The following is a 19520-nucleotide window of genomic DNA, read 5'->3' as shown; positions in this document are numbered from 1 at the left end:
CGGGTCAGCGGCTGGCCACGGTGGCCGAGCCTTCCGGCAGGGTCTGCTGGAACTCGGTCAGCAGCTTGATCTGCTGCTTGTACGGCTGCACCGCCTGCGTGAAGGCGCGCAGTTCGGCGGGTTCCAGCTTGCGCGCCACCGGCAGGTCGACCGCGAGCGGGTCGATCGGCTGGTTGTTGACGCGGAACTCGTAGTGCAGGTGCGGGCCGGTGGCCCAGCCGGTCGAGCCGACGTAGCCGACCAGTTCGCCCTGGGCGATTTTCTGGCCTTTCTTGAGGCCGGAGGCGATGCGGCTCTGGTGGGCGTACAGCGTCGAGTACTTGCCGTGGTGCTTGATGATGACCACATTGCCGTAGCCGTTCTGCCAGCCCGCGAACTCCACCGTGCCGTCGGCCGTGGCGTGGATCGGGGTGCCCGTGGGGGCCGCGTAATCGACGCCCTTGTGGCCGGTCCAGGTCTTGTGGATGGGATGCATGCGCATGCCGAAGGTCGAGCTGATGCGGCTGAACTTCAGGGCGGTACGCAGGAAGGCGCCGCGCAGGCTGGTTCCGTCGAAGTCGTAGTAGGAGCCGCTCTTGCCGTCCGGGCTGAACCAGACGGCGTTGTAGGTCTTGTCGCCGTTGATGAATTCCAGCGCCTGCACGCGCCCGGCGCCCGCATAGCGGCCTTCGTGGGTGCGGACCTCGTACACCACGCGGAACTGGTCGCCCTGGCGCAGGTCGCGCAGGAAGTCGATCTTGGAGCTGAGGATGTCGGCCATCTGCATGGTGACCGAGTCGGGGATGCCCGCCGCGTCGGTGGCGCCGAACAGCGAGGAGCGGATGGTGCCGACCGCGACGCGGGTCTGTTGTTCGGTGCCCTGGGTGACTTCCTCGGCCTTGTAGCCGTTGGCGCCGTCGGGCGCCACGTGCAGCAGCCGCGTGACCACCTGCCCGCCGGATTCGTTGCCGGGGGTGTGGATGTAGCGCAGCCAGACCAGGTCGCCGTTCTCGTTGGTGGCGGCCTGTACCGAGCGGCCCGGGTACAGCTTGTAGATGCTGCGCGCGCTGGCGTCGTGGGTCAGGAAGTTCTGCAGCCGCGGGCTGTCGATGTCCAGGCGCTGCAGCACGGCGGCCAGGGTGTCGCCGGCGCGGATGCGGGTTTCGCTGATATAGGGGGCGTTGCTGGCGTCGCTGACCTGCATCTGGCCCGCCTCGAGCGGCAGGACGCTGTCGATCAGGCGCAAGGGGGGAAGTTCGGAGCGGTCGGGCTGTTGAACCATGCCCAGCGCGGCGGCGCCGGCGAACAGGCCGAGCGCGGAGACTGTCAGGGTGCGGCGGAGCAGGGCGCCGCCACGCGAGGTAGGTTCGACAGGAGGGGCGAACAGGGCGGCAACTTTGCGTTTGAAGCTGCGCACCAAACTGTTGGGGCCACGATTCATCGTGAAAAAACCTTTCAGCCTGCGTGAGATTCAAGCAAACGCTGCGCGTGCGCGCCCTCCGGCACATTCCGGTGCGAGGGGCATACGCCTGCTAGCGTATTTCGTGAAACAAACGGGTGGATTTAGCCGGGACAGCAACCGTACGATGACAGTTGCGTATGATTAGGGCAGTATCCTAGCGGATTCGGCTAAAATTTTCGACTTATTTCAGTAGTTTTTACATCTTTTTTAGCCAAGATTCATCCATTTGGCCCATTGACATGTCTCACCCCGAAGCCCCAATCACTCCTGAAGTCGAGGCCGACCTGGCCATCGCACGCCGCGGCTGCGACGAATTGCTGGTGGAATCCGAGTTTGCCCGCAAGCTGGCCCGCAGCCGCGCGACCGGAGTGCCGCTGCGCATCAAGCTGGGGCTGGACCCCACCGCGCCGGACATCCACCTGGGGCACACGGTGGTGCTCAACAAGATGCGCCAGTTGCAGGACCTGGGCCACAACGTCATTTTCCTGATCGGCGATTTCACCTCGACGATCGGCGACCCCAGCGGCCGCAATTCGACCCGCCCGCCGCTGACGCGCGAGCAGATCGAGACCAACGCCAAGACCTATTACGCCCAGGCCAGCCTGGTGCTGGACCCGGCCCGCACCGAGATCCGCTACAACTCGGAATGGTGCGATCCGCTGGGCGCGCGCGGCATGATCCAGCTGGCCTCGCGCTATACCGTGGCCCGCATGATGGAGCGCGAGGATTTCACCAGGCGCTTCAAGGGCGGCGTGCCGATCGCGGTGCACGAATTCCTGTATCCGCTGCTGCAGGGCTATGACTCGGTCGCCCTGAAGGCCGACCTGGAGCTGGGCGGCACCGACCAGAAGTTCAACCTGCTGGTGGGCCGCGAACTGCAGAAGGAATACGGCCAGGAGCAGCAGTGCATCCTGACCATGCCGCTGCTGGTGGGCACCGACGGCGTCGAGAAAATGTCCAAGTCCAAGGGCAACTACATCGGCATCTCGGAAGCGCCCGAATCGATGTTCGGCAAGCTGATGTCGATCTCCGACACGCTCATGTGGCGCTACTACGAACTGCTGTCGTTCCGTTCGCTGGCCGACATCGCGGCGCTGAAGGCCGAGATCGACGGCGGCCGCAACCCGCGCGACGCCAAGGTCGCGCTGGCGCAGGAGATCGTGGCGCGCTTTCACTCGCCGCAGGCCGCCGAGGCGGCGCTGGCCGCGTTCGAGGCGCGCTTTCGCGACGGCGCCATTCCCGAGGACATGCCCGAGGTGACCGTGGGCGGCGCTCCCCAGGGTATCCTGCGCATCCTGCGCGAGGCCGGGCTGGTTGCCTCCGGTTCCGAGGCCCAGCGCAACGTCGAGCAGGGCGGGGTGCGCGTCAACGGCGACCGGGTCGAAGACAAATCGTTGCAATTGTCCGCCGGCACCTATGTCGTACAGGTGGGCAAGCGCAAGTTTGCGCGTGTTAAGTTGGTGGGGTAGCCTCTTATCGAGGGTCCCACTTCCAGGAGCACGACATGAACTTATCGAGTCTGTCCTTTTCCGATAACGAGTCGATCCCCGAGCGGTATGCATTCGGCAGGATCGACGCGCAATCGCACGTCGCGCTGGCTGACAACTTCAACCCCCAGTTTTCGTGGGACGACGTGCCCGACGGCACCCAGTCGTTCGCGCTGATCTGCCACGATCCGGACGTGCCCTCCCAACCCGACGACGTCAACCAGGAGGGCCGCACGGTGCCGGCCGACCTGCCGCGCGTCGATTTCTTCCACTGGGTGCTGGTCGACCTGGCGGCGGACATGCGCGAAATCCAGGAAGGCGCCTTCTCCGACGGCATCACGCCGCGCGGCAAGGGCGGGCCGCTGGCGCCCAACAACGCGCGCCAGGGCGTCAACGACTACACCGGCTGGTTTGCCGCCGACCGCGACATGAACGGCGACTACTTCGGCTACGACGGTCCGTGCCCGCCCTGGAACGACGAGCGCGTGCACCATTATGTGTTCACGCTGTACGCGCTGGATGTCCCCTCGCTGAACCTGCAAGGGTCGTTCACCGGCCTGGACGCGCTCAAGGCCATGCAAGGGCACGTGCTGGCCCAGGCGTCGCTGACCGGCACCTATACCCTCAATCCGGACCTGGCGCCGCGCCAGATCGGCGCCACCACCAGTTCGTGACCGCGGCAGCCGGGCTTGCTTGAGCCTGGCTCATGCCGACTTGAGGCATTTTTGCGGTAGACGGGAGATTGCGCGGTTTTTGTGTTCCGAAGCGCGAATTTGGCCCGTTTCGGGGCGTCCGCGCCCCGGCGGGGGGGGGGCGCTGTCGCTGTACACTAGCGCAATCGCAGCATCACGGCTGCCCTTGTTTTCCCTACCTACCCGCACCAGGAACTCCATGTTCAACCGCAACCTGACCCTCGACCAGGTGGATCCCGACGTCTGGGCCGCCATCCAGAAAGAAGACGTACGCCAGGAACAGCACATCGAGCTGATCGCGTCCGAGAACTACGCCAGCCCCGCCGTGATGCAGGCCCAGGGCACGCAACTGACCAACAAGTATGCGGAAGGCTACCCGGGCAAGCGCTACTACGGCGGTTGCGAGTACGTCGACGTGGTCGAGCAGCTGGCCATCGACCGCCTGAAGCAGATTTTCGGCGCCGAGGCCGCCAACGTGCAGCCGAACTCCGGCTCGCAGGCCAACCAGGGCGTGTACATGGCGGTGCTCAAGCCGGGCGATACCGTGCTGGGCATGAGCCTGGCCGAAGGCGGTCACCTGACGCACGGCGCGTCGGTCAACGCCTCGGGCAAGCTGTACAACTTCGTGCCCTACGGCCTGGACGCCGACGAGGTGCTGGACTACGCCCAGGTCGAGCGGCTGACCAAGGAACACAAGCCCAAGCTGATCGTGGCCGGCGCCTCCGCGTACGCGCTGCACATCGACTTCGAGCGCATGGCGCGCATCGCCCACGACAACGGCGCGCTGTTCATGGTGGACATCGCCCACTATGCCGGCCTGGTGGCCGGCGGCGCCTATCCCAACCCGGTGCCGCACGCCGATTTCGTCACCTCCACCACGCACAAGTCGCTGCGCGGCCCGCGCGGCGGCGTCATCATGATGAAGGCCGAGTTCGAGAAGGCCGTCAATTCGGCCATCTTCCCGGGCATCCAGGGCGGTCCGCTGATGCACGTCATCGCGGCCAAGGCCGTGGCCTTCAAGGAAGCGCTGTCGCCCGAGTTCCAGGATTACGCCCAGCAGGTCGTCAAGAACGCCAAGGTGCTGGCCGATACGCTGGTCAAGCGCGGCCTGCGCATCGTGTCGGGCAGGACCGAAAGCCACGTCATGCTGGTGGACCTGCGTCCCAAGGGCATTACCGGCAAGGAAGCGGAAGCGGTGCTGGGCCAGGCCCACATCACGGTCAACAAGAACGCCATTCCCAACGACCCGGAAAAGCCCTTCGTGACCAGCGGCATCCGCCTGGGCACTCCGGCCATGACCACCCGCGGCTTCAAGGAGGCCGAGGCCGAGCTGACCGCCAACCTGATCGCCGACGTGCTGGACAATCCGCGCGACGAGGCGAACATCGCCGCGGTGCGCGCGCGGGTCAATGAACTGACCGCCCGCCTGCCCGTCTACGGCAACTGATGCGGCCGGGCGCAGGCCGCCCGCCGCCGGCAAGACAGGCCCGCAAGGGCCTGTCTTTTTTCATTGATGGGCGGAATTACCACGGTTTTGGCGCCGGCGCGCCCGATGCGGGCCGCGCGTTATTACAATATCCGCATCATCCGTACGGGGAGCGCGCATGAGGTGTCCATTCTGCGGCAACGCCGATACCCAGGTTGTCGACAGCAGGGTGTCGGAAGAGGGTGACACCATCCGGCGTCGCCGCCGTTGCCTGTCCTGCGACAAACGCTTCACCACCTACGAACGCGTCGAACTGGCCATGCCGTCGGTGGTCAAGCGCGACGGCAGCCGCACCGAGTATGACGCCGGCAAGGTGCGCGGCAGCCTGTCCCTGGCCTTGCGCAAGCGGCCGGTCAGCACCGACGAGGTCGACAGCGCCGTGGCGCGCATCGAGGAAACCCTGCTGGCCAGCGGCATGCGCGAAGTGCCCAGCGAGCAGATCGGCGAACTGGTCATGGGCGAGCTCAAGCGCCTGGACAAGGTGGCCTACGTACGCTATGCCTCGGTCTACAAGAGCTTCGAGGACATCGGCGAGTTCGTCGAGGCGATCCGCGAGATGCAAGGGCCCTTGCTGCCGGGCAAGAAACTGCGCAAGGACTAGGGCGCCGCGGCGTCAGGCGGGGTGCCGGGCGGCGCTGGGCGAGCCCGATTCGTGGCGGCGCCAGACCCGCCGCATATGGTGGGCCGAGCCGAATCCGGCGCGCTCGGCCACGTGTTCGAGGTCCAGCCGCGTCTCGCGGATCAGTTCGCGCGCCAGCGCCAGCCGCACCCGGTACAGGTAATCCATGGGCGTGCAGCCCGCGTGCTCGGCAAACAGGCGGCTGAGATGGCGCGCGCTGATATGGGCCTGCGCCGCCAGGGTTTGCGGCGTCCAGGCCGCCGCGGGATTGTGCACGATGGCGTCCTGCACCCGGTGCACGCCGGGGTGCATGTGGTTGCGGCCGTCCAGCCAGGGCGAGATGGCCGGGTCGGTGCCGGCGCGGCGCAGGTAGACCACCAGGTCGCGCGCCACGGCGCTGGCCACGCGCGGCCCGCACGCGCGGCCCGCACGCGCGGCCCGCACGCGCGGCTTACCAGGTAGAGCGCCAGGTCGATGCCGGCGGTGACGCCGGCGCTGGTCCAGATGCCGTCATCCTCCACAAAAATGCGATTGTCGTGAATGCGCGCGGTAGGCTCGAGCCGCGCCAGGCCGGGCAGGCAATGGTGGTGGCTGGTGCACTCGCGATGGGCCGGCAGCCCGGCCGCGGCGGCGAGCAGCGCGCCCGAGCAAACCGACATCAGGTCGAAGCGGCCCTGCGCGCGGCAGCGCGCCAGCCAGTCCACCACGGCGCGCAGCGGCGGGCGGTCGAGCTGGAAGGCGGCGTCGACCACGCCGGGCACCACCACCAGCGCCTGGGCCGGCAGGCTGGCGGGCAGAGGGGCGAGCCGGCTCAGGTGCAGCCCGGCCAGCCCGCATTCCACCTCGGGTTCGGGACCGCAGTAATGCAGCGCGAACGAGCCGGGGCGCAGTTTGTTGGCGATGCGGAATGCTTCGGCGGGCCCGGCCAGGTCCAGCAGGACCAGGCCCGCGGGCACCACGAAATAGACCGGGACCATGGCGCGCCGCGCTCAGGCGGCCAGCGCGGCGGCGGCCGGCAGGACTTGCGCGAAGCGGTCCTGCAGCACCAGCTCGGTGCGTTCCCGGATCTCGGCCGGCGTGTAGGTCTTGCCCGATGCGGCGCGCATGGCGAAGGTCAGCGTGGCGTCCAGCGCGAAACGGACCTTGAAGCCGGCGTCCGAGGCGTGGCGGGTGGTGGTTTCGCAGCACTGCTCGGTGCGGATGCCGCAGACGATGATCTCGCCGACGCCATGCTCGAGCAGCCAGTCGTGCAGGGTGTGGCCGGCCTCGTCCCGGGCGTACAGGGACGAGTGGACCGTCTTGCGGAACACGGCGGTCGGGGCGATGCGCAGTTCGCGCAGGGCGACCACGTGCCCCGAGGCCGGCGCGAACGGCGAGGCGGGGTCGTTGGCGGCGTTGACATGGAACACTTGCAGTACGGGGATATCGCGTTGCCGGCAGCCGTCGATCAGCGCCTGGACTTGCGCCAGGAACGCCGGCAGTTCGCTATCGTCCCAAAACGGACGGTGACGGAAGGATTCCTGGACATCGATGACGATCAGCGCTTGTTTCATGGCGAGGCTCCTGGGTAGCGGTTTTGGCGTGGCTGAAGCGCTATTCTGCGCGCCGGGCCGAGGCCGGGCGAGAACCGCCATGGACCTTCACCGGACCGATACGGACATGATTGACCGTTGCGTGCTACTGTAGCCGGAAGCGCGCCTGCCCGCGCATACAATCTCGATCGTGAATACTTCCACGCCCACCGACGACGTTTCCTGGATTCGGCGCGCCCTGGCACTGGCGCGTTCGGTCATGTACAGCACGGCCCCCAATCCGCGCGTGGGCTGCGTCATCGTGCGCGACGGGCAGGTGCTGGGCGAGGGCGCCACGCAGCCGCCAGGCGGCCCGCACGCCGAGGTGTGCGCGCTGCGCGAGGCCGCCGCGCGCGGCGCTTCGCTGGCCGGCGCCACCGTGTACGTGACGCTGGAGCCATGCAGCCATTTCGGCCGCACGCCGCCGTGCGTCGATGCCCTGGTGGCGGCGGCGCCGGCGCGCGTGGTGGTCGCCATGGGCGACCCCAATCCGCGCGTCAACGGCCAGGGCCTGGCGCGGCTGCGCGCCGCCGGCATCGCGGTGACCGAGGACGTGTGCCGCGACGAGGCGCTGGAACTGAACGCGGGCTTCGCGGCGCGCATGAGCCGCGGCCTGCCGTGGGTCTGGCTGAAGCTGGCCACCTCGCTGGACGGGCGCAGCGCCCTGCACAACGGCGTATCGCAGTGGATCACCGGCGAAGCCGCGCGCGCCGACGGCCACCATTGGCGCGCCCGCAGCGGCGTGGTGCTGACCGGCATGGGCACGGTGCTCAAGGACGATCCGCAATTGAATGCGCGCGCGGTGCAGACCAGCCATCCGCCGCGCAAGGCGGTCATCGATGGCCGCTTCGAAATCCCCGAGGACGCGCGCCTGTTCGACGACGGGGCGCAAGTGCTGATTTTCACGGCCCGCTCCGATGCGGCCAAGGCGCGCCGCATGGCCGACCGCAACGCGCGCGTGATCGAACTGCCGGGCGTGCGTCCGGACCGCGTCGACCTGCCCGCCGTGATGCGTTGGCTGGCCAGCCAGGAAATCAACGAAGTGCACGTGGAAGCGGGGGCCGGATTGTCAGGCGCGCTGCTTGCTGAGGATTGCGTGGACGAGTTGCTGGTGTATCTGGCGCCCGTCCTGCTGGGCGACGCGGCGGGCATGGTACGACTGCCCTTGCTCGAACATCTCGATGGGGCGCGCCGCTTCGAATTCGCCGAACTGGCTCCGGTAGGCACCGATGTGCGCCTGCGAGCCCGGGTGGCGTCGCGCTGGCGCGCGCTGCAAGACAGCGTGAGCGCCGCGTCGCGACAGCGCGGATAAACCATGCGCCCATCATGGCGGGCGCAATGAATTGTCCAAATGTGCAAAGGCGATTGCGCGATCGGAACGCGGTGCGCGTGGCGCGCGTCTATCCGATGGGTTGTTAGCATTCGACGCTGGTCGCTGCCAGGCTCGCCATTGATGGCTAGATGTGAACTGTCAATAGGTTGTATTCGTCCAGGTTGAGTCTGGAGATGGGTACAGCGCGCCCGATGCCTTGGTGGGGTCGATGCCAGTTGTAGTGGTGTAGCCAGGATTTCATGGCATCGGCTCGGTGTTGGGAGTTCTGGTAGGTGTGAGCGTAAGCCCACTCACGCAAGGCCGACTGGATGAAGCGTTCGGCCTTGCCATTGGTCTGTGGGCGGTAAGGTCGGGTAAAGCGGTGCTTGATGCCCAGCTCATGGCACAGCGCGGCGAAGGCGCGGCTGCGAAAGGCCGAGCCATTGTCGGTGAGCAAGCGCTGGATGGTCACGCCCAGGCGCTGGTAGTAGGCCACTGCGTCCTTGAGGAACTGGACGGCGCTGGGGAAGCGCTCGTCGGGGTGGATGTCGGTGAAGGCCACGCGGGCGTGGTCATCGATGGCCACGAAGACGAAGTCCCAGCCGGCCCCCTCAACGGTATCGCGTCGGTTGCCCGTGACCCGGTGGCCAGGGCGCTGGATACGTCCCAGCTTCTTGATGTCGATGTGCAGCAGATCGCCGGGGGCCTGATGCTCGTAGCGCACCACCGGCTCGGCCGGCTCCAGGTCGGCCAGGTGCGACAGACCGGCGCGGGCCAGGACGCGGCTGACGGTGCTGGCTGACACGCCCAGCGCCTGGGCGATGCGCGCTTGGGTCAGCCGCTTGCGGCGCAGCTCCACGATAGCCAGCGCCTTGGCCGGCGCAATCGCTCGGGGCGAGACCGTCGGGCGCGAGGACGCATCGGCCAAGCCCGCCTGGCCCTGAGCCAGGAAGCGGCCCAGCCATTTGCGCACAGTCGGCGCGGTGACCCCATAGGCGCGGGCCGCTTCAGGCACACAAACTTGATGGGCGATCAATTGCTGGACCATTTCGAGTCGACGTAGGAAGGTCAATCGGGCATGCTTATGGGTGTTCATCCGGCCGGGCTCCTTGAGTGAACTGGGGGGTTGGCGATTTCCAGTTTCTCAAATCCGGTTCGGATGAACCATGCATACAACCTATTGAATCTTCACAGCTAGCCCGCGGCCAGCAGTTCGGTGCGCAGGGCCAGCAGCACCGGCCCGGGGTCGGGCCGCACGCCGTGCCAGATATGGAAGCTCTCGGCGGCCTGGCCGACCAGCATGCCCAGGCCGTCGGCGCAGCGCGCCGCGCCGTCGGCCTCGGCCTGGCGCATGAAGGCGGTGGGCCGCGCGCCGTACATCATGTCGTAGGCCAGGGCGTCGGGCGCGTACAGGCCGCCGGGCAGGTCCGGCGCCGCGCCCTGCAGGCCGCTGGCCGTGGCGTTGATGGCCACGTCCCAGCCGCCGGGTTCGGCGGCCTGGGCCAGGGCGCCGGCGCTGACCTGCGTGCCGGTGCGCGGCGCCGCGGCGCGCCAGGCGGCCGCCAGCTCGGCGGCGCGCGCGGCGGTACGGTTGACGATATGGATGCGGGCGCAGCCGGCCGCGGCCAGCGGCTGCAGTACGCCGCGCGCGGCGCCGCCGGCGCCCACCAGCAGCACCCGCGCGCCGGCCAGCGCCACGCCCAGGCGCAGCAGGTCGTTGACCAGCCCGACGCCGTCGGTATTGCAGCCGTGCCAGGCGCCGTCGCGCCACGACAAGGTATTGACAGCGCCGGCCAGCCGCGCCCGCTCGGACAGGCGCGCCTCGGCCAGCGCGTAGGCTTCCAGCTTGAAGGGCACGGTCACGTTCAGGCCCAGCCCGCCGCTCTCGCGGAAGGCCTGCACGGTGGGCAGGAAGCCGTCCACGGGCGCCAGCAGCCGCTCGTAGCGCAGCGGGCGGCCGGTCTGGGCCGAGAACATGGCGTGGATCTGCGGCGAGCGGCTGTGCGCGATCGGATTGCCGATGACGGCATAGCGGGGCGGAGAGGCCGGCAGGGTCATGGGGCGGTCGTTTCCAGGGAGTCGTTGACGAAATGCCAGGTGCGCGTGATGACCAGCACGTCGGTGTCGCGCGCCATCTCGGGCGGGAACGGCGGGAATGGCGCGGCCATCTGCACGATGCGGCGCGCCGCCTGGTTCAGCACGGCGTGCGGCGAGGGCTGGTCGATCTCGAAATCGGCCAGGCTGCCGTCGGCGCGCACCGTGACGGTGATGCGCAGCGAGCCGTAGATGCGGCCGCGCGCGTCTTCGGGGTAGTGGCGCGTGCCGATGGTTTCGATGCGGGTGCGCCAGGCGTCCAGGTAGGCGGCATGGCGCGAGGCCTGGGCGGCCGGGGCCACGAATTCCTTGCGCGGCTGGGCGTTGTAGGCTTGCACGCGGTTGGCCAGCGTGGCGATCTGGGCGTTCTGGATCACGCCGGGTTGTTCGCGCGGGTCCAGCCCGGGTTCGGAGGCGTCCGGCCATGGGTGCACCGGCTGGCGCTCCTGGCCGGTCCTGGCCTGCGACTGCAGCTGCGTTAGCAGCCGGTCCTGCTCGGCCTCCAGTTGCGCCTGGCGCTTGCGCATGGCTTCCAGCACGATGGTCTCGGCGTTGCGGCCGGTCTGCGGCAGCGGCGTGGCGGCCAGCCCGCGCGCGGCGTTGCCGCCGCCATCGACCTGGCTTTGCGCGAGCACCTGCGCCGTGACCGGCGCGCTGTCGGTGCGGGCGTTGACCAGCACGATCTCCAGCGTCGAGGCCTGGGGGCGCGCGGGCGCTGGCCCGGCGAAGCGCCAAGCCAGCGCGCCGGCGTGCACCAGCAGCGAGATGGCCGTGCCGACCAGCAGGTAGTGCTGGGCGGGGGCGCCCAGCCAGCGCCAGAAGCGCGTCAGGATCGAAGAGGAGGAAGCGGAGCGTCGCACCCGTGCATTTTAGGGCGAACCGGCGCGCGGCGTGATCTCAGTCCGCCGGCCCCAGGTAGCGGCAGTCCAGCTCCAGCGCCAGTTCGTCCATATTCATGATGTCGATCTGCACCGCCGCGCCGCGTTCCAGCTCGGGCAGGCCGCCCACGCGCGTGACCAGCGGCGCGTTGGCCAGGCGCACCAGGTCCTCGCGCAGCACGTGGGCGGTCGTGCGGCTGATTCCCTGCTGCTTGAGCCAGCGCATGCACCAATAGCGCTCCATGGCGTTCTGGAAATCAGCCCAGGCCGCATACTGCGCGTCGAACGCGCCGATGATGGCATAGAGGTCGGCGTCGCGCGGCTTGAAGGGCGCCACCAGGCGCGCCGACACGCCGTGCTCGACGGCCGCGATCAATTGCCACTGGTTGACCAGGTCGACATAGCGGCGCAGCGGCGAGGTGCTCCAGGCATATTGCGGCACGCCGATCGCTTCGTGCGGCAGCGCCTGCGTGCTCATGCGCACCCGGCCGGCCTGCTGCGAGCGGTAGATGCCCGGCACGCCGTGCTGGTTCAGCAGGCCGCCCCAGATGTTGTTGGCCAGGATCATGTACTCGGCCACCATGCGGTCCAGCGGCGCGTTGCGCTGGCGCGGCACCAGCCGCACCGGGGTATCCGGGTCGTCCGGGCTGCCGTCCAGGTAGAAGCTGTATTCGACCCGCGTATTGTTTTCGGGCTTGCCGCGCACGGCTTCGCGCTGCGCGCCCAGCGCCTGCGCCAGCTGCCACAGCGGCCGCAGCCAGTGGCCATAAGCCAGGGGGGCGTCTGGATCGGCCAGCGCGGCTTCGGAAATCTGCGCGTCCAGGTCGTTGTGGCGCAGGTTCTCGCGCACCACGATGCGTTCCAGGCGGGTTTCCGAGGCTTCGATCGCGCCGGTGCGCGGGTCGGCCGTGACATACAGCGACACGGCCGGCACCGGCCGGCCCGCGTCCAGCGAAAACGCCTGGATCACATTGTCGGGCTGCATCGGAATCTTCTCGCCCGGCATGTAGACCGTGGACAGGCGGGTGCGCGCCAGCTTGTCGTGTTCGCTGCCGCGCGTAATGGCCAGTCCGGGCGCGGCGACGTGGATGCCGACGCGGATCTTGCCGTCGGGCAGGGCGCTGACCGACAGCGCGTCGTCGATCTCGGTGGTGGTGATGTCGTCGACCGAGTAGATCTCGCCCTCGGCCAGCGGCAGTTCGCGTTCGATCGACGGCACGTCCATGGCCGGAAATCCCACGCCCCTGGGGAAGTTCACGGCCAGGAAGCGCCGCTTGTGCAGCGCCAGCGGATGCGGCCAGGCGCCCAGGTCCAGCAGCAGGCGCTCGGGCGTCTTCTGCAGCTGGGTGCAGGCGGCGTCGAACGCCTTCCACTGCATCGAATTCTTGTCCGGACGCACCAGCAGCGATTCGGCCGCCTGGGCGATGGCCTCGGGCAGGCGGCCCTGGGCCATTTCGTCGATCCACTGCTGCTGCTGTTCGGCCTGCAGGCGCTTTTTCTCCAGCGCGGCCAGGGCGGCGGCCAGGATGTCGGGCGGGGCCGGGCGGTAGCGGCCCTTGCCGCGGCGATGGAAATAGGCCGGCGCGCCGTGCAGGCGCATCAGCAGGGCGGCCTGCTCGACCGGGCCGGGGGCGTGGCCGAAGTACTCGGCCGCCAGCGCGGGCGCGTCGAATTCCTCCTGCGGCGCGCACTCCCAGAGGAACTGCAGGTCGATGTCCTCGGCCAGCGTGGCCGCCTGGGCCATCAGCGCGGCCGGCTCCGGCGCCGCGAAGGTGAACAGGGTGCTGGCGCGCTTGATCTTGCTGCGCTTGCCCGTTTCCGACTCAACCTGCAGGCTGGCGTCGGTCTCGGACAGGATATTGCCGGCCTTGAAGCCGCCGTCGTCGTCGTAAAACACGTACATAGTGAGAATCCATCGGGCGCGGCGGCGTCAGGAGCGCCCCGGCACATTGCGGCCTATCCGTATATTAATAATCAGTGGGGCGAACCCAGGGCAAATTCAAGGACCTCGGGCATCCAGCGCGGGAAGTCCGACAGGCCGTGGTCGCCGCCCTGCACGATACGCTGGCGGCAGCCGGGGTAGCGATCGCGCATCTCCCGCCAGTCCAGCACCTCGTCGCCCGTGGCCGCCACCAGGAAGTAGCGTTCGGGATGGGTGAGCGGGTCCGCGTACAGGGCGCGCAGTTCCTCGACATACTCGGGCAGGAAGTGGAACGGCGCGTCGGAATGATACATGCGATGTTCGCCGACCTGGGTGGCCAGATCGCGCGCCGCCTGCACCGCCGGGTTCAGCAGCACGGCCTGGCAGCCCAGCCGTTCGGCCAGCCAGGTGGCGTAATAGCCGCCCAGCGACGAGCCGATCACTGTCAGCCGGCGGGGATCCTGCTGCCCGGCCAGTTGCTCCCGGGCCAGCGCCAGCGCCAGCTCGGCGGCCTGCTGCGGGCTGGCCGGCAGTTGCGGGCATTGCCATTGGCCGGCCAGGCCGCGTTGGTGCATGGCCTGCGCCAGCAGGCGCGCCTTGAACGAGTCGGGCGAAGAACGGAAACCGTGCAGGTACAGGATGGGCATCGCGGCGCCTTCAGCGGGGTTGGGCCAGGGCGTCGAGCAGCTTGCCGTGCACGCCGCCGAAGCCGCCATTGCTCATGACCAGCACATGGTCGCCCGGCCGGGCCGCCGCCGCGACCGCGCGCACCAGCGCCGGCAGGTCGTCGTAGCCGGCGGCGCGTTCGCCCAGCGGCGCCAGCACCCGGGCCGGGTCCCAGCCCAGCGCGTGCTTGCCGGCGTGATCGCCGAAGCAGAACACCAGGTCGGCACCGGCCAGCGCCTCGGGCAGGCGCGCCGCCATCGTGCCCAGCTTCATGGTGTTCGAGCGCGGCTCGAGCACGGCCAGGATGCGGGCCGCGCCTACCTGCCGGCGCAGCCCCTCGATGGTGGTGGCGATGGCGGTGGGATGGTGCGCGAAATCGTCGTAGACGCGTATGCCGTTGACCGTGCCGCGCAGTTCCATGCGGCGCTTGACGCCGCCAAAGCGCGACAGCGCCTCGATGCCTTCGGCCGGCGCCACGCCCGCGTGCCGGGCCGCCGCCAGCGCCGCCAGGGCGTTGCGGCGGTTGTGCTCGCCGCCCAGCGTCCAGCGCACCGTGCCGGCATCGCGGCCGTCCACGCTGACTTCGAAGGCGCCTTGCTCATCGGCGGGGCCGGCCTGCCATTGGCCGCCGGGGCCGAAACGCGCAACCGGGGTCCAGCAGCCGCGCTCGAGCACCCGTTCGAGCGCCGGCGCGTCGGTCGGCAGCACCAGCTGGCCGTTGGACGGCACCGTGCGCACCAGGTGATGGAACTGGGTCTCGATGGCGGCCAGATCGGGGAAGATGTCGGCGTGATCGTATTCCAGGTTGTTCAGGATGGCGGTGCGCGGCCGGTAGTGCACGAACTTCGAGCGCTTGTCGAAAAAGGCCGTGTCGTACTCGTCGGCCTCGATCACGAAGGGGCGGGCGCCAGGCGCGTAGCGCGCCGACACCTGCAGGTCGGGCGCGACGCCGCCGATCAGGAAGTTGGGCTGGCGTTGCGCGCATTGCAGGATCCAGGCCAGCATGGAGCTGGTAGTGGTCTTGCCGTGGGTGCCGGCCACGGCCAGCACGTGCGCGCCGGGCAGGATGTGCTCGCCCAGCCATTGCGGGCCGGATATATAGCGGGCGCCGCTGTCCAGGATGGCTTCCATCAGCGGGTTGCCGCGGCTGACCACGTTGCCGATCACGAACAGGTCGGGGGCCAGCGCCAGCTGGTCGGCGCCGAAGCCTTCGATCAGCTCGATGCCCTGCTCGGCCAGCTGGGTGCTCATCGGGGGGTAGACGCCGGCGTCGCAGCCGGTGACCTTGTGGCCGGCCGAGCGCGCGATCAGCGCCAGGCCACCCATGAAAGTGCCGCAAATACCAAGAATATGCAGGTGCATGGTGTTCTCCTGTGCGGCATTGTAGAGGCTGGCGCGGGGCGCGCCGGTATCCCCGGCGCGCGTGCATTGTTATGATCGCGCCATGAATCGTCGTCTTTTTCTGTACGCTGGCGTGGCCGCGGCAGCCGCCGCCTCCGGCGGGTATTTCCTGGCCGAGCGCCGCAACGCGCGCCCGGCGCCGTCGGTGGCTGCGCCGGCCGAAGGCGCCGGCGACCCGCTGGCGCAGCTGCGCCAGCTCGCCCTGCCCGATCTGCATGGCACGCCGCGCAAGCTGGCCGACTGGGGCGGCCAGCCCCTGGTGGTCAATTTCTGGGCCACCTGGTGCGCGCCCTGCGTCAAGGAAATGCCCGAACTGGACGCCCTGCAGAAAAAATATCCGCAGGTACGGTTTGTGGGTATCGGCGTCGATACTACCGACAATATGCGCAAATTCGTCGAGAAAATCCCCGTGTCCTATCCCTTGCTGGTAATGGGCGCGGGCGCCATCGATACCCTGCGCAGCCTGGGCAACCCTAGTGGCGGCCTGCCTTTTACGCTGCTTTTGTCGGCAGATGGCAGCATGAAGCGCAAAATTCTGGGCCAGATTGTCTACGATGACCTGGATCGCAGCGTGGCCGGCCTGTCGGCTTGAATTCGGTTGGACAAATAGGCCGTTTTGGCGTTAAAAAGGCGGTTTATCGCTCGTATTGCCAACAGTTTGGCAAGCTCCATGGCGCAACGCATTCTTGTTTTGCATGGTCCCAACCTGAATCTGCTCGGCACCCGGGAGCCTCATATCTACGGCAGCCTGACGCTGGCGCAGATCGACCAGGGCTTGGCGGCGCTGGCCGGCCAGCTCGGCGTGGCGCTGACCTCGTGGCAAAGCAATCACGAAGGTGCGCTGGTCGAGCGCATCCAGGCAGCGGCGGCCGACGGTACCGATTTCATCATCATCAACGCGGCCGCCTACACGCACACCAGTGTCGCGATCCGCGATGCGCTGGCGGCGGTGGCCATACCGTTTATTGAAGTACATTTGTCCAACCTGTATAAGCGCGATTCATTCCGGCAGCATTCTTATCTGTCCGATCTGGCGATAGGCCTGATTACCGGCCTGGGCGCCGATGGCTACGAGGCGGCGCTGCGCTACGCGGCGCGCCACTGATCCTCGCCCCGGCATCTCTCACATCTACAGCAATCTGACGCGGCCCGGAAGTACGGGCGCGGCCAAAACACAATCGGGAAGCAGCTTCTATGGACCTCCGAAAACTCAAAACCCTGATCGACCTCGTGGCTGAATCGGGTATCGCCGAGCTTGAAATCACCGAAGGCGAAGGCAAGGTTCGCATCGTCAAATTCTCGCAAGCCCTGCAGCCGGTTGCCTATCACATGCCCGAGGCCGTCGCCCCGGCGGCCGCTCCTGCGGCGGCTGCCGCGCCCGCCGCCGAGGCGGCGCCCGCGGCGCCGCAGGGCCATGTGGTCAAGGCGCCCATGGTCGGCACCTTCTACCGCGCGCCCAATCCCGGCGCCGCGCCTTTCGTCGATGTCGGGCAGTCGGTCAAGGAAGGCGACCCGCTGTGCATCATCGAGGCGATGAAGCTGCTCAACGAGATCGAAGCCGACAAGGCTGGCGTGATCAAAGAAATCCTGGTCGAGAACGGTGAGCCGGTCGAGTACGGCCAGCCGCTGTTCATTATTGGCTGATAGGTCAACATGTTTGAAAAGATCCTGATCGCCAATCGCGGCGAGATCGCCCTGCGCATCCAGCGCGCCTGCCGCGAGCTGGGCATCAAAACCGTCGTCGTGCACTCCGAGGCCGACCGCACCGCCAAGTATGTGCGCCTGGCCGACGAGTCGGTCTGCATCGGCCCGGCGCCGTCGCGCGAGAGCTACCTCAACATGCCGGCCCTGATCTCGGCGGCCGAGGTGACCGACGCCGAGGCGATCCACCCGGGCTACGGCTTTCTGGCCGAGAACGCCGATTTTGCCGAGCGCGTCGAAAAGAGCGGCTTCGTCTTCATCGGCCCGCGTCCGGAAACCATCCGCCAGATGGGCGACAAGGTCAGCGCCAAGCGCGCCATGATCGAAGCCGGCGTGCCGGTCGTGCCGGGGTCGGAGGGCGCCTTGCCGGACGATCCGCAGGAGATCCTGCGCATCGCGCGCGAAGTGGGCTATCCGGTCATCATCAAGGCTTCCGGCGGCGGCGGCGGGCGCGGCATGCGCGTGGTGTACACCGAAGCTGCGCTGCTGAACGCGGTCAACATGACGCGCTCGGAAGCCGGCGCGGCGTTCAACAATCCCGAAGTCTATCTGGAGAAGTTCCTGGAGAATCCGCGCCACGTGGAGATCCAGGTGCTGGCCGACGGCGGCCGCAACGCCGTGTGGCTGGGCGAGCGCGACTGCTCGATGCAGCGCCGCCACCAGAAAGTCATCGAAGAGGCGCCGGCGCCCGGCATTCCGCGCCGGCTGATCGAACGCATCGGCGATCGCTGCGCCGACGCGTGCCGCAAGATGGGCTACCGCGGCGCGGGCACGTTCGAGTTCCTGTACGAGAACGGCGAGTTCTATTTCATCGAAATGAACACCCGTATCCAGGTCGAGCACCCGGTCACCGAACTGATCACCGGCGTGGACGTGGTCCAGCAGCAGATCCTGATCGCCGCCGGCGAGAAGTTCACGCTGCGCCAGCGCGACATCCAGTTCAAGGGCCATGCCCTGGAATGCCGGATCAACGCCGAGGATCCGTTCCGTTTCGTGCCCAGCCCGGGCCGCATCACCAACTGGCATGTGCCGGGCGGCCCCGGCGTGCGCATCGATTCGCACGCCTTCAACGGCTACTTCGTTCCGCCCAACTACGATTCGATGATCGCCAAGGTCATCACCTATGGCGACACGCGCGAACAGGCGCTGGCGCGCATGCGCATCGCCCTGTCCGAGATGGTGGTCGAGGGCATTTCCACCAACATCCCGCTGCATCGCGAACTGCTGCAGGATGCGCGCTTTATCGAGGGCGGCACCAGCATCCATTATCTGGAGCACAAACTGGCGCAGCGGCCCTGATTCACGGAAATCCTAGTCATGCGTGAACTGGTCCTAAATTGCCGCGAGGCGCAGGCCGACGCGCTGTCCGATGCGCTGCTGGAGGCCGGCGTGCTGTCCGTCTCGGTGGAGGACGCCGACCTCGGCACCGAGGCCGAGTGGCCGCTGTTCGGCGAGCCGGGCACCGAGCCGCAGGTCCAGGCCTGGGAACGCAATTGCGTGGTGGCCTTGCTGCCCGACGGCGCCGATCCGGCGCAGATCCTCGAACAGGCCATCGCCGCCGCCGGGCTGGATCCGGCGCTGGCGCATGGCTGGTCCCTGCGCGAGGTGCCGGACGCCGACTGGGTGCGCCTGACCCAGTCGCAGTTCGGCCTCATCCCGATTTCGGAGCGGCTCTGGATCGTGCCCAGCTGGCACCGCGACGACCCCGCCGTGCCGGGCCTGGTGCCCGACGCCGCGCGCGACGCGATTCATATCGAACTCGATCCGGGCCTGGCGTTCGGCACCGGCAGCCATCCCACCACCCATTTGTGCCTGGCCTGGCTGGAAGCCGAGCTGCCCGCCGGCGCGCTTGCTGGACTACGGCTGCGGCTCGGGCATTCTGGCCATTGCCGCGCGCAAGCTGGGCGCGGGCGAGACCGTGGCGGTGGACATCGATCCGCAGGCCGTGCAGTCCACCGTCGACAATGCCGAGGTCAACCAGGTACGCCTGCAGGCCATGCTGCCCGATGCGCTGCCGGCCGGCGAGTTCCAGATCGTGGTGGCGAACATCCTCTCCAATCCGCTCAAGGTGCTGGCGCCCATGCTGGCCGGGCGCGTTGCGCCGGGCGGCCATCTGGTGCTCTCGGGCGTGCTCGAGCGCCAGGCCGACGAAGTGGCCGCGGCCTATGCGCCCTGGCTGACCATGTCCGTCTGGCGCGAGCGCGACGGCTGGGTCTGCCTGCATGGCGTAAAGGCCTGAGCGGTCGCGGGC

At 68.2% G+C, this 19520-nt stretch carries 17 protein-coding genes and 2 pseudogenes; 10 read left to right on the top strand and 9 right to left on the bottom strand.

All coding sequences use genetic code 11. The features are described 5' to 3' along the window. Window positions 1-4: 4 nt before the first annotated feature. A complete protein-coding gene (locus tag BN118_RS14735; protein ID WP_010931221.1) occupies window positions 5-1420 on the bottom strand; it encodes a M23 family metallopeptidase in 1416 nt (471 codons plus the stop codon). A gap of 260 nt (window positions 1421-1680) precedes the next feature. On the opposite strand from BN118_RS14735, the gene tyrS reads away from it, so the two are divergent. From tyrS to nrdR, 4 genes are all read left to right on the top strand, one after another. Continuing rightward, a complete protein-coding gene (gene tyrS / locus BN118_RS14730; RefSeq protein WP_003814877.1) occupies window positions 1681-2910 on the top strand; it encodes a tyrosine--tRNA ligase in 1230 nt (409 codons plus the stop codon). Between the two features lie 35 nt (window positions 2911-2945). After that, window positions 2946-3602, top strand: coding sequence for a YbhB/YbcL family Raf kinase inhibitor-like protein (locus tag BN118_RS14725; protein ID WP_003820605.1), 657 nt, complete (start codon window positions 2946-2948; stop codon window positions 3600-3602). Between the two features lie 217 nt (window positions 3603-3819). Beyond that, window positions 3820-5067 (top strand): serine hydroxymethyltransferase, encoded by a 1248-nt coding sequence (glyA, locus tag BN118_RS14720; protein ID WP_003814873.1) that lies wholly within the window; start codon window positions 3820-3822, stop codon window positions 5065-5067. Window positions 5068-5224: 157 nt separating this feature from the next. Then, entirely contained in the window at window positions 5225-5707 is a 483-nt protein-coding gene (gene nrdR / locus BN118_RS14715) for a transcriptional regulator NrdR (RefSeq protein ID WP_003814871.1), read from the top strand. Window positions 5708-5719: 12 nt separating this feature from the next. Here nrdR and BN118_RS14710 read toward each other — a convergent pair. Together BN118_RS14710 and BN118_RS14705 are read right to left on the bottom strand one after the other, a co-directional pair. Then, window positions 5720-6702: pseudogene (locus BN118_RS14710) on the bottom strand (GlxA family transcriptional regulator). Between the two features lie 12 nt (window positions 6703-6714). After that, window positions 6715-7278: an isochorismatase family protein gene (locus BN118_RS14705; RefSeq protein ID WP_023853315.1), complete on the bottom strand. Its 564-nt coding sequence runs from the start codon at window positions 7276-7278 to the stop codon at window positions 6715-6717. Between the two features lie 205 nt (window positions 7279-7483). Here BN118_RS14705 and ribD point away from each other — a divergent pair, with 205 nt between their 5' ends. Continuing rightward, window positions 7484-8608 (top strand): bifunctional diaminohydroxyphosphoribosylaminopyrimidine deaminase/5-amino-6-(5-phosphoribosylamino)uracil reductase RibD, encoded by a 1125-nt coding sequence (gene ribD, locus BN118_RS14700; RefSeq protein WP_047122802.1) that lies wholly within the window; start codon window positions 7484-7486, stop codon window positions 8606-8608. Window positions 8609-8753: 145 nt separating this feature from the next. Here the strand turns inward: ribD and BN118_RS14695 are convergent, their stop codons facing one another. From BN118_RS14695 to mpl, 6 genes are all read right to left on the bottom strand, one after another. Next, window positions 8754-9704, bottom strand: coding sequence for an IS481-like element IS481 family transposase (locus tag BN118_RS14695; protein ID WP_005015810.1), 951 nt, complete (start codon window positions 9702-9704; stop codon window positions 8754-8756). A gap of 98 nt (window positions 9705-9802) precedes the next feature. Continuing rightward, window positions 9803-10666, bottom strand: coding sequence for a shikimate dehydrogenase (aroE, locus tag BN118_RS14690; protein ID WP_010931247.1), 864 nt, complete (start codon window positions 10664-10666; stop codon window positions 9803-9805). Next, the gene (locus BN118_RS14685; RefSeq protein ID WP_010931246.1) at window positions 10663-11562 is read right to left on the bottom strand and encodes a TonB family protein; all 900 of its coding nucleotides are present in this window, start codon (window positions 11560-11562) and stop codon (window positions 10663-10665) included. The genes aroE and BN118_RS14685 overlap by 4 nt, the downstream gene beginning before the upstream one ends. A gap of 37 nt (window positions 11563-11599) precedes the next feature. Beyond that, on the bottom strand, window positions 11600-13483 hold the full coding sequence (locus BN118_RS14680; RefSeq protein WP_014486102.1) for a ribonuclease catalytic domain-containing protein: 1884 nt from the start codon (window positions 13481-13483) through the stop codon (window positions 11600-11602). Window positions 13484-13554: 71 nt separating this feature from the next. Continuing rightward, the gene (locus tag BN118_RS14675) at window positions 13555-14148 is read right to left on the bottom strand and encodes a YqiA/YcfP family alpha/beta fold hydrolase (RefSeq protein ID WP_010931244.1); all 594 of its coding nucleotides are present in this window, start codon (window positions 14146-14148) and stop codon (window positions 13555-13557) included. A 10-nt stretch (window positions 14149-14158) separates the two neighbouring features. After that, window positions 14159-15529, bottom strand: a complete 1371-nt coding sequence (gene mpl / locus BN118_RS14670; RefSeq protein WP_003814955.1) for a UDP-N-acetylmuramate:L-alanyl-gamma-D-glutamyl-meso-diaminopimelate ligase — start codon at window positions 15527-15529, stop codon at window positions 14159-14161. A gap of 82 nt (window positions 15530-15611) precedes the next feature. Between mpl and BN118_RS14665 the strand changes: the two genes are divergently transcribed. The 5 genes and pseudogenes from BN118_RS14665 (at window position 15612) to prmA (ending at window position 19508) form a co-directional block, all read left to right on the top strand. Next, window positions 15612-16160, top strand: coding sequence for a TlpA family protein disulfide reductase (locus tag BN118_RS14665; RefSeq protein WP_023853327.1), 549 nt, complete (start codon window positions 15612-15614; stop codon window positions 16158-16160). A 78-nt stretch (window positions 16161-16238) separates the two neighbouring features. Next, window positions 16239-16673: a type II 3-dehydroquinate dehydratase gene (gene aroQ, locus BN118_RS14660; RefSeq protein ID WP_003814953.1), complete on the top strand. Its 435-nt coding sequence runs from the start codon at window positions 16239-16241 to the stop codon at window positions 16671-16673. 89 nt (window positions 16674-16762) lie between these two features. Next, window positions 16763-17212: an acetyl-CoA carboxylase biotin carboxyl carrier protein gene (gene accB, locus BN118_RS14655; protein ID WP_003814952.1), complete on the top strand. Its 450-nt coding sequence runs from the start codon at window positions 16763-16765 to the stop codon at window positions 17210-17212. A gap of 9 nt (window positions 17213-17221) precedes the next feature. Then, on the top strand, window positions 17222-18568 hold the full coding sequence (accC, locus tag BN118_RS14650; protein WP_003814951.1) for an acetyl-CoA carboxylase biotin carboxylase subunit: 1347 nt from the start codon (window positions 17222-17224) through the stop codon (window positions 18566-18568). Between the two features lie 18 nt (window positions 18569-18586). Beyond that, window positions 18587-19508, top strand: a pseudogene (gene prmA, locus BN118_RS14645) (50S ribosomal protein L11 methyltransferase). Window positions 19509-19520: the final 12 nt, after the last annotated feature.

Source organism: Bordetella pertussis 18323 (assembly GCF_000306945.1).
GTDB lineage: Bacteria > Pseudomonadota > Gammaproteobacteria > Burkholderiales > Burkholderiaceae_B > Bordetella > Bordetella pertussis.
The sequence above is the reverse complement of the archived record's forward strand: the minus strand, read 5'-3'. Positions and strand labels throughout refer to the sequence as shown.

Excerpts from the sequence above, each read along its gene's own strand:
- BN118_RS14735 (WP_010931221.1), bottom strand. The coding sequence starts at position 1,420 with ATGAATCGTGGCCCCAACAGTTTGGTGCGCAGCTTCAAACGCAAAGTT.
- tyrS (WP_003814877.1), top strand. The coding sequence starts at position 1,681 with ATGTCTCACCCCGAAGCCCCAATCACTCCTGAAGTCGAGGCCGACCTG.
- BN118_RS14725 (WP_003820605.1), top strand. The coding sequence starts at position 2,946 with ATGAACTTATCGAGTCTGTCCTTTTCCGATAACGAGTCGATCCCCGAG.
- glyA (WP_003814873.1), top strand. The coding sequence starts at position 3,820 with ATGTTCAACCGCAACCTGACCCTCGACCAGGTGGATCCCGACGTCTGG.
- nrdR (WP_003814871.1), top strand. The coding sequence starts at position 5,225 with ATGAGGTGTCCATTCTGCGGCAACGCCGATACCCAGGTTGTCGACAGC.
- BN118_RS14705 (WP_023853315.1), bottom strand. The coding sequence starts at position 7,278 with ATGAAACAAGCGCTGATCGTCATCGATGTCCAGGAATCCTTCCGTCAC.
- BN118_RS14695 (WP_005015810.1), bottom strand. The coding sequence starts at position 9,704 with ATGAACACCCATAAGCATGCCCGATTGACCTTCCTACGTCGACTCGAA.
- aroE (WP_010931247.1), bottom strand. The coding sequence starts at position 10,666 with ATGACCCTGCCGGCCTCTCCGCCCCGCTATGCCGTCATCGGCAATCCG.
- BN118_RS14680 (WP_014486102.1), bottom strand. The coding sequence starts at position 13,483 with ATGTACGTGTTTTACGACGACGACGGCGGCTTCAAGGCCGGCAATATC.
- BN118_RS14675 (WP_010931244.1), bottom strand. The coding sequence starts at position 14,148 with ATGCCCATCCTGTACCTGCACGGTTTCCGTTCTTCGCCCGACTCGTTC.
- mpl (WP_003814955.1), bottom strand. The coding sequence starts at position 15,529 with ATGCACCTGCATATTCTTGGTATTTGCGGCACTTTCATGGGTGGCCTG.
- BN118_RS14665 (WP_023853327.1), top strand. The coding sequence starts at position 15,612 with ATGAATCGTCGTCTTTTTCTGTACGCTGGCGTGGCCGCGGCAGCCGCC.
- aroQ (WP_003814953.1), top strand. The coding sequence starts at position 16,239 with ATGGCGCAACGCATTCTTGTTTTGCATGGTCCCAACCTGAATCTGCTC.
- accB (WP_003814952.1), top strand. The coding sequence starts at position 16,763 with ATGGACCTCCGAAAACTCAAAACCCTGATCGACCTCGTGGCTGAATCG.
- accC (WP_003814951.1), top strand. The coding sequence starts at position 17,222 with ATGTTTGAAAAGATCCTGATCGCCAATCGCGGCGAGATCGCCCTGCGC.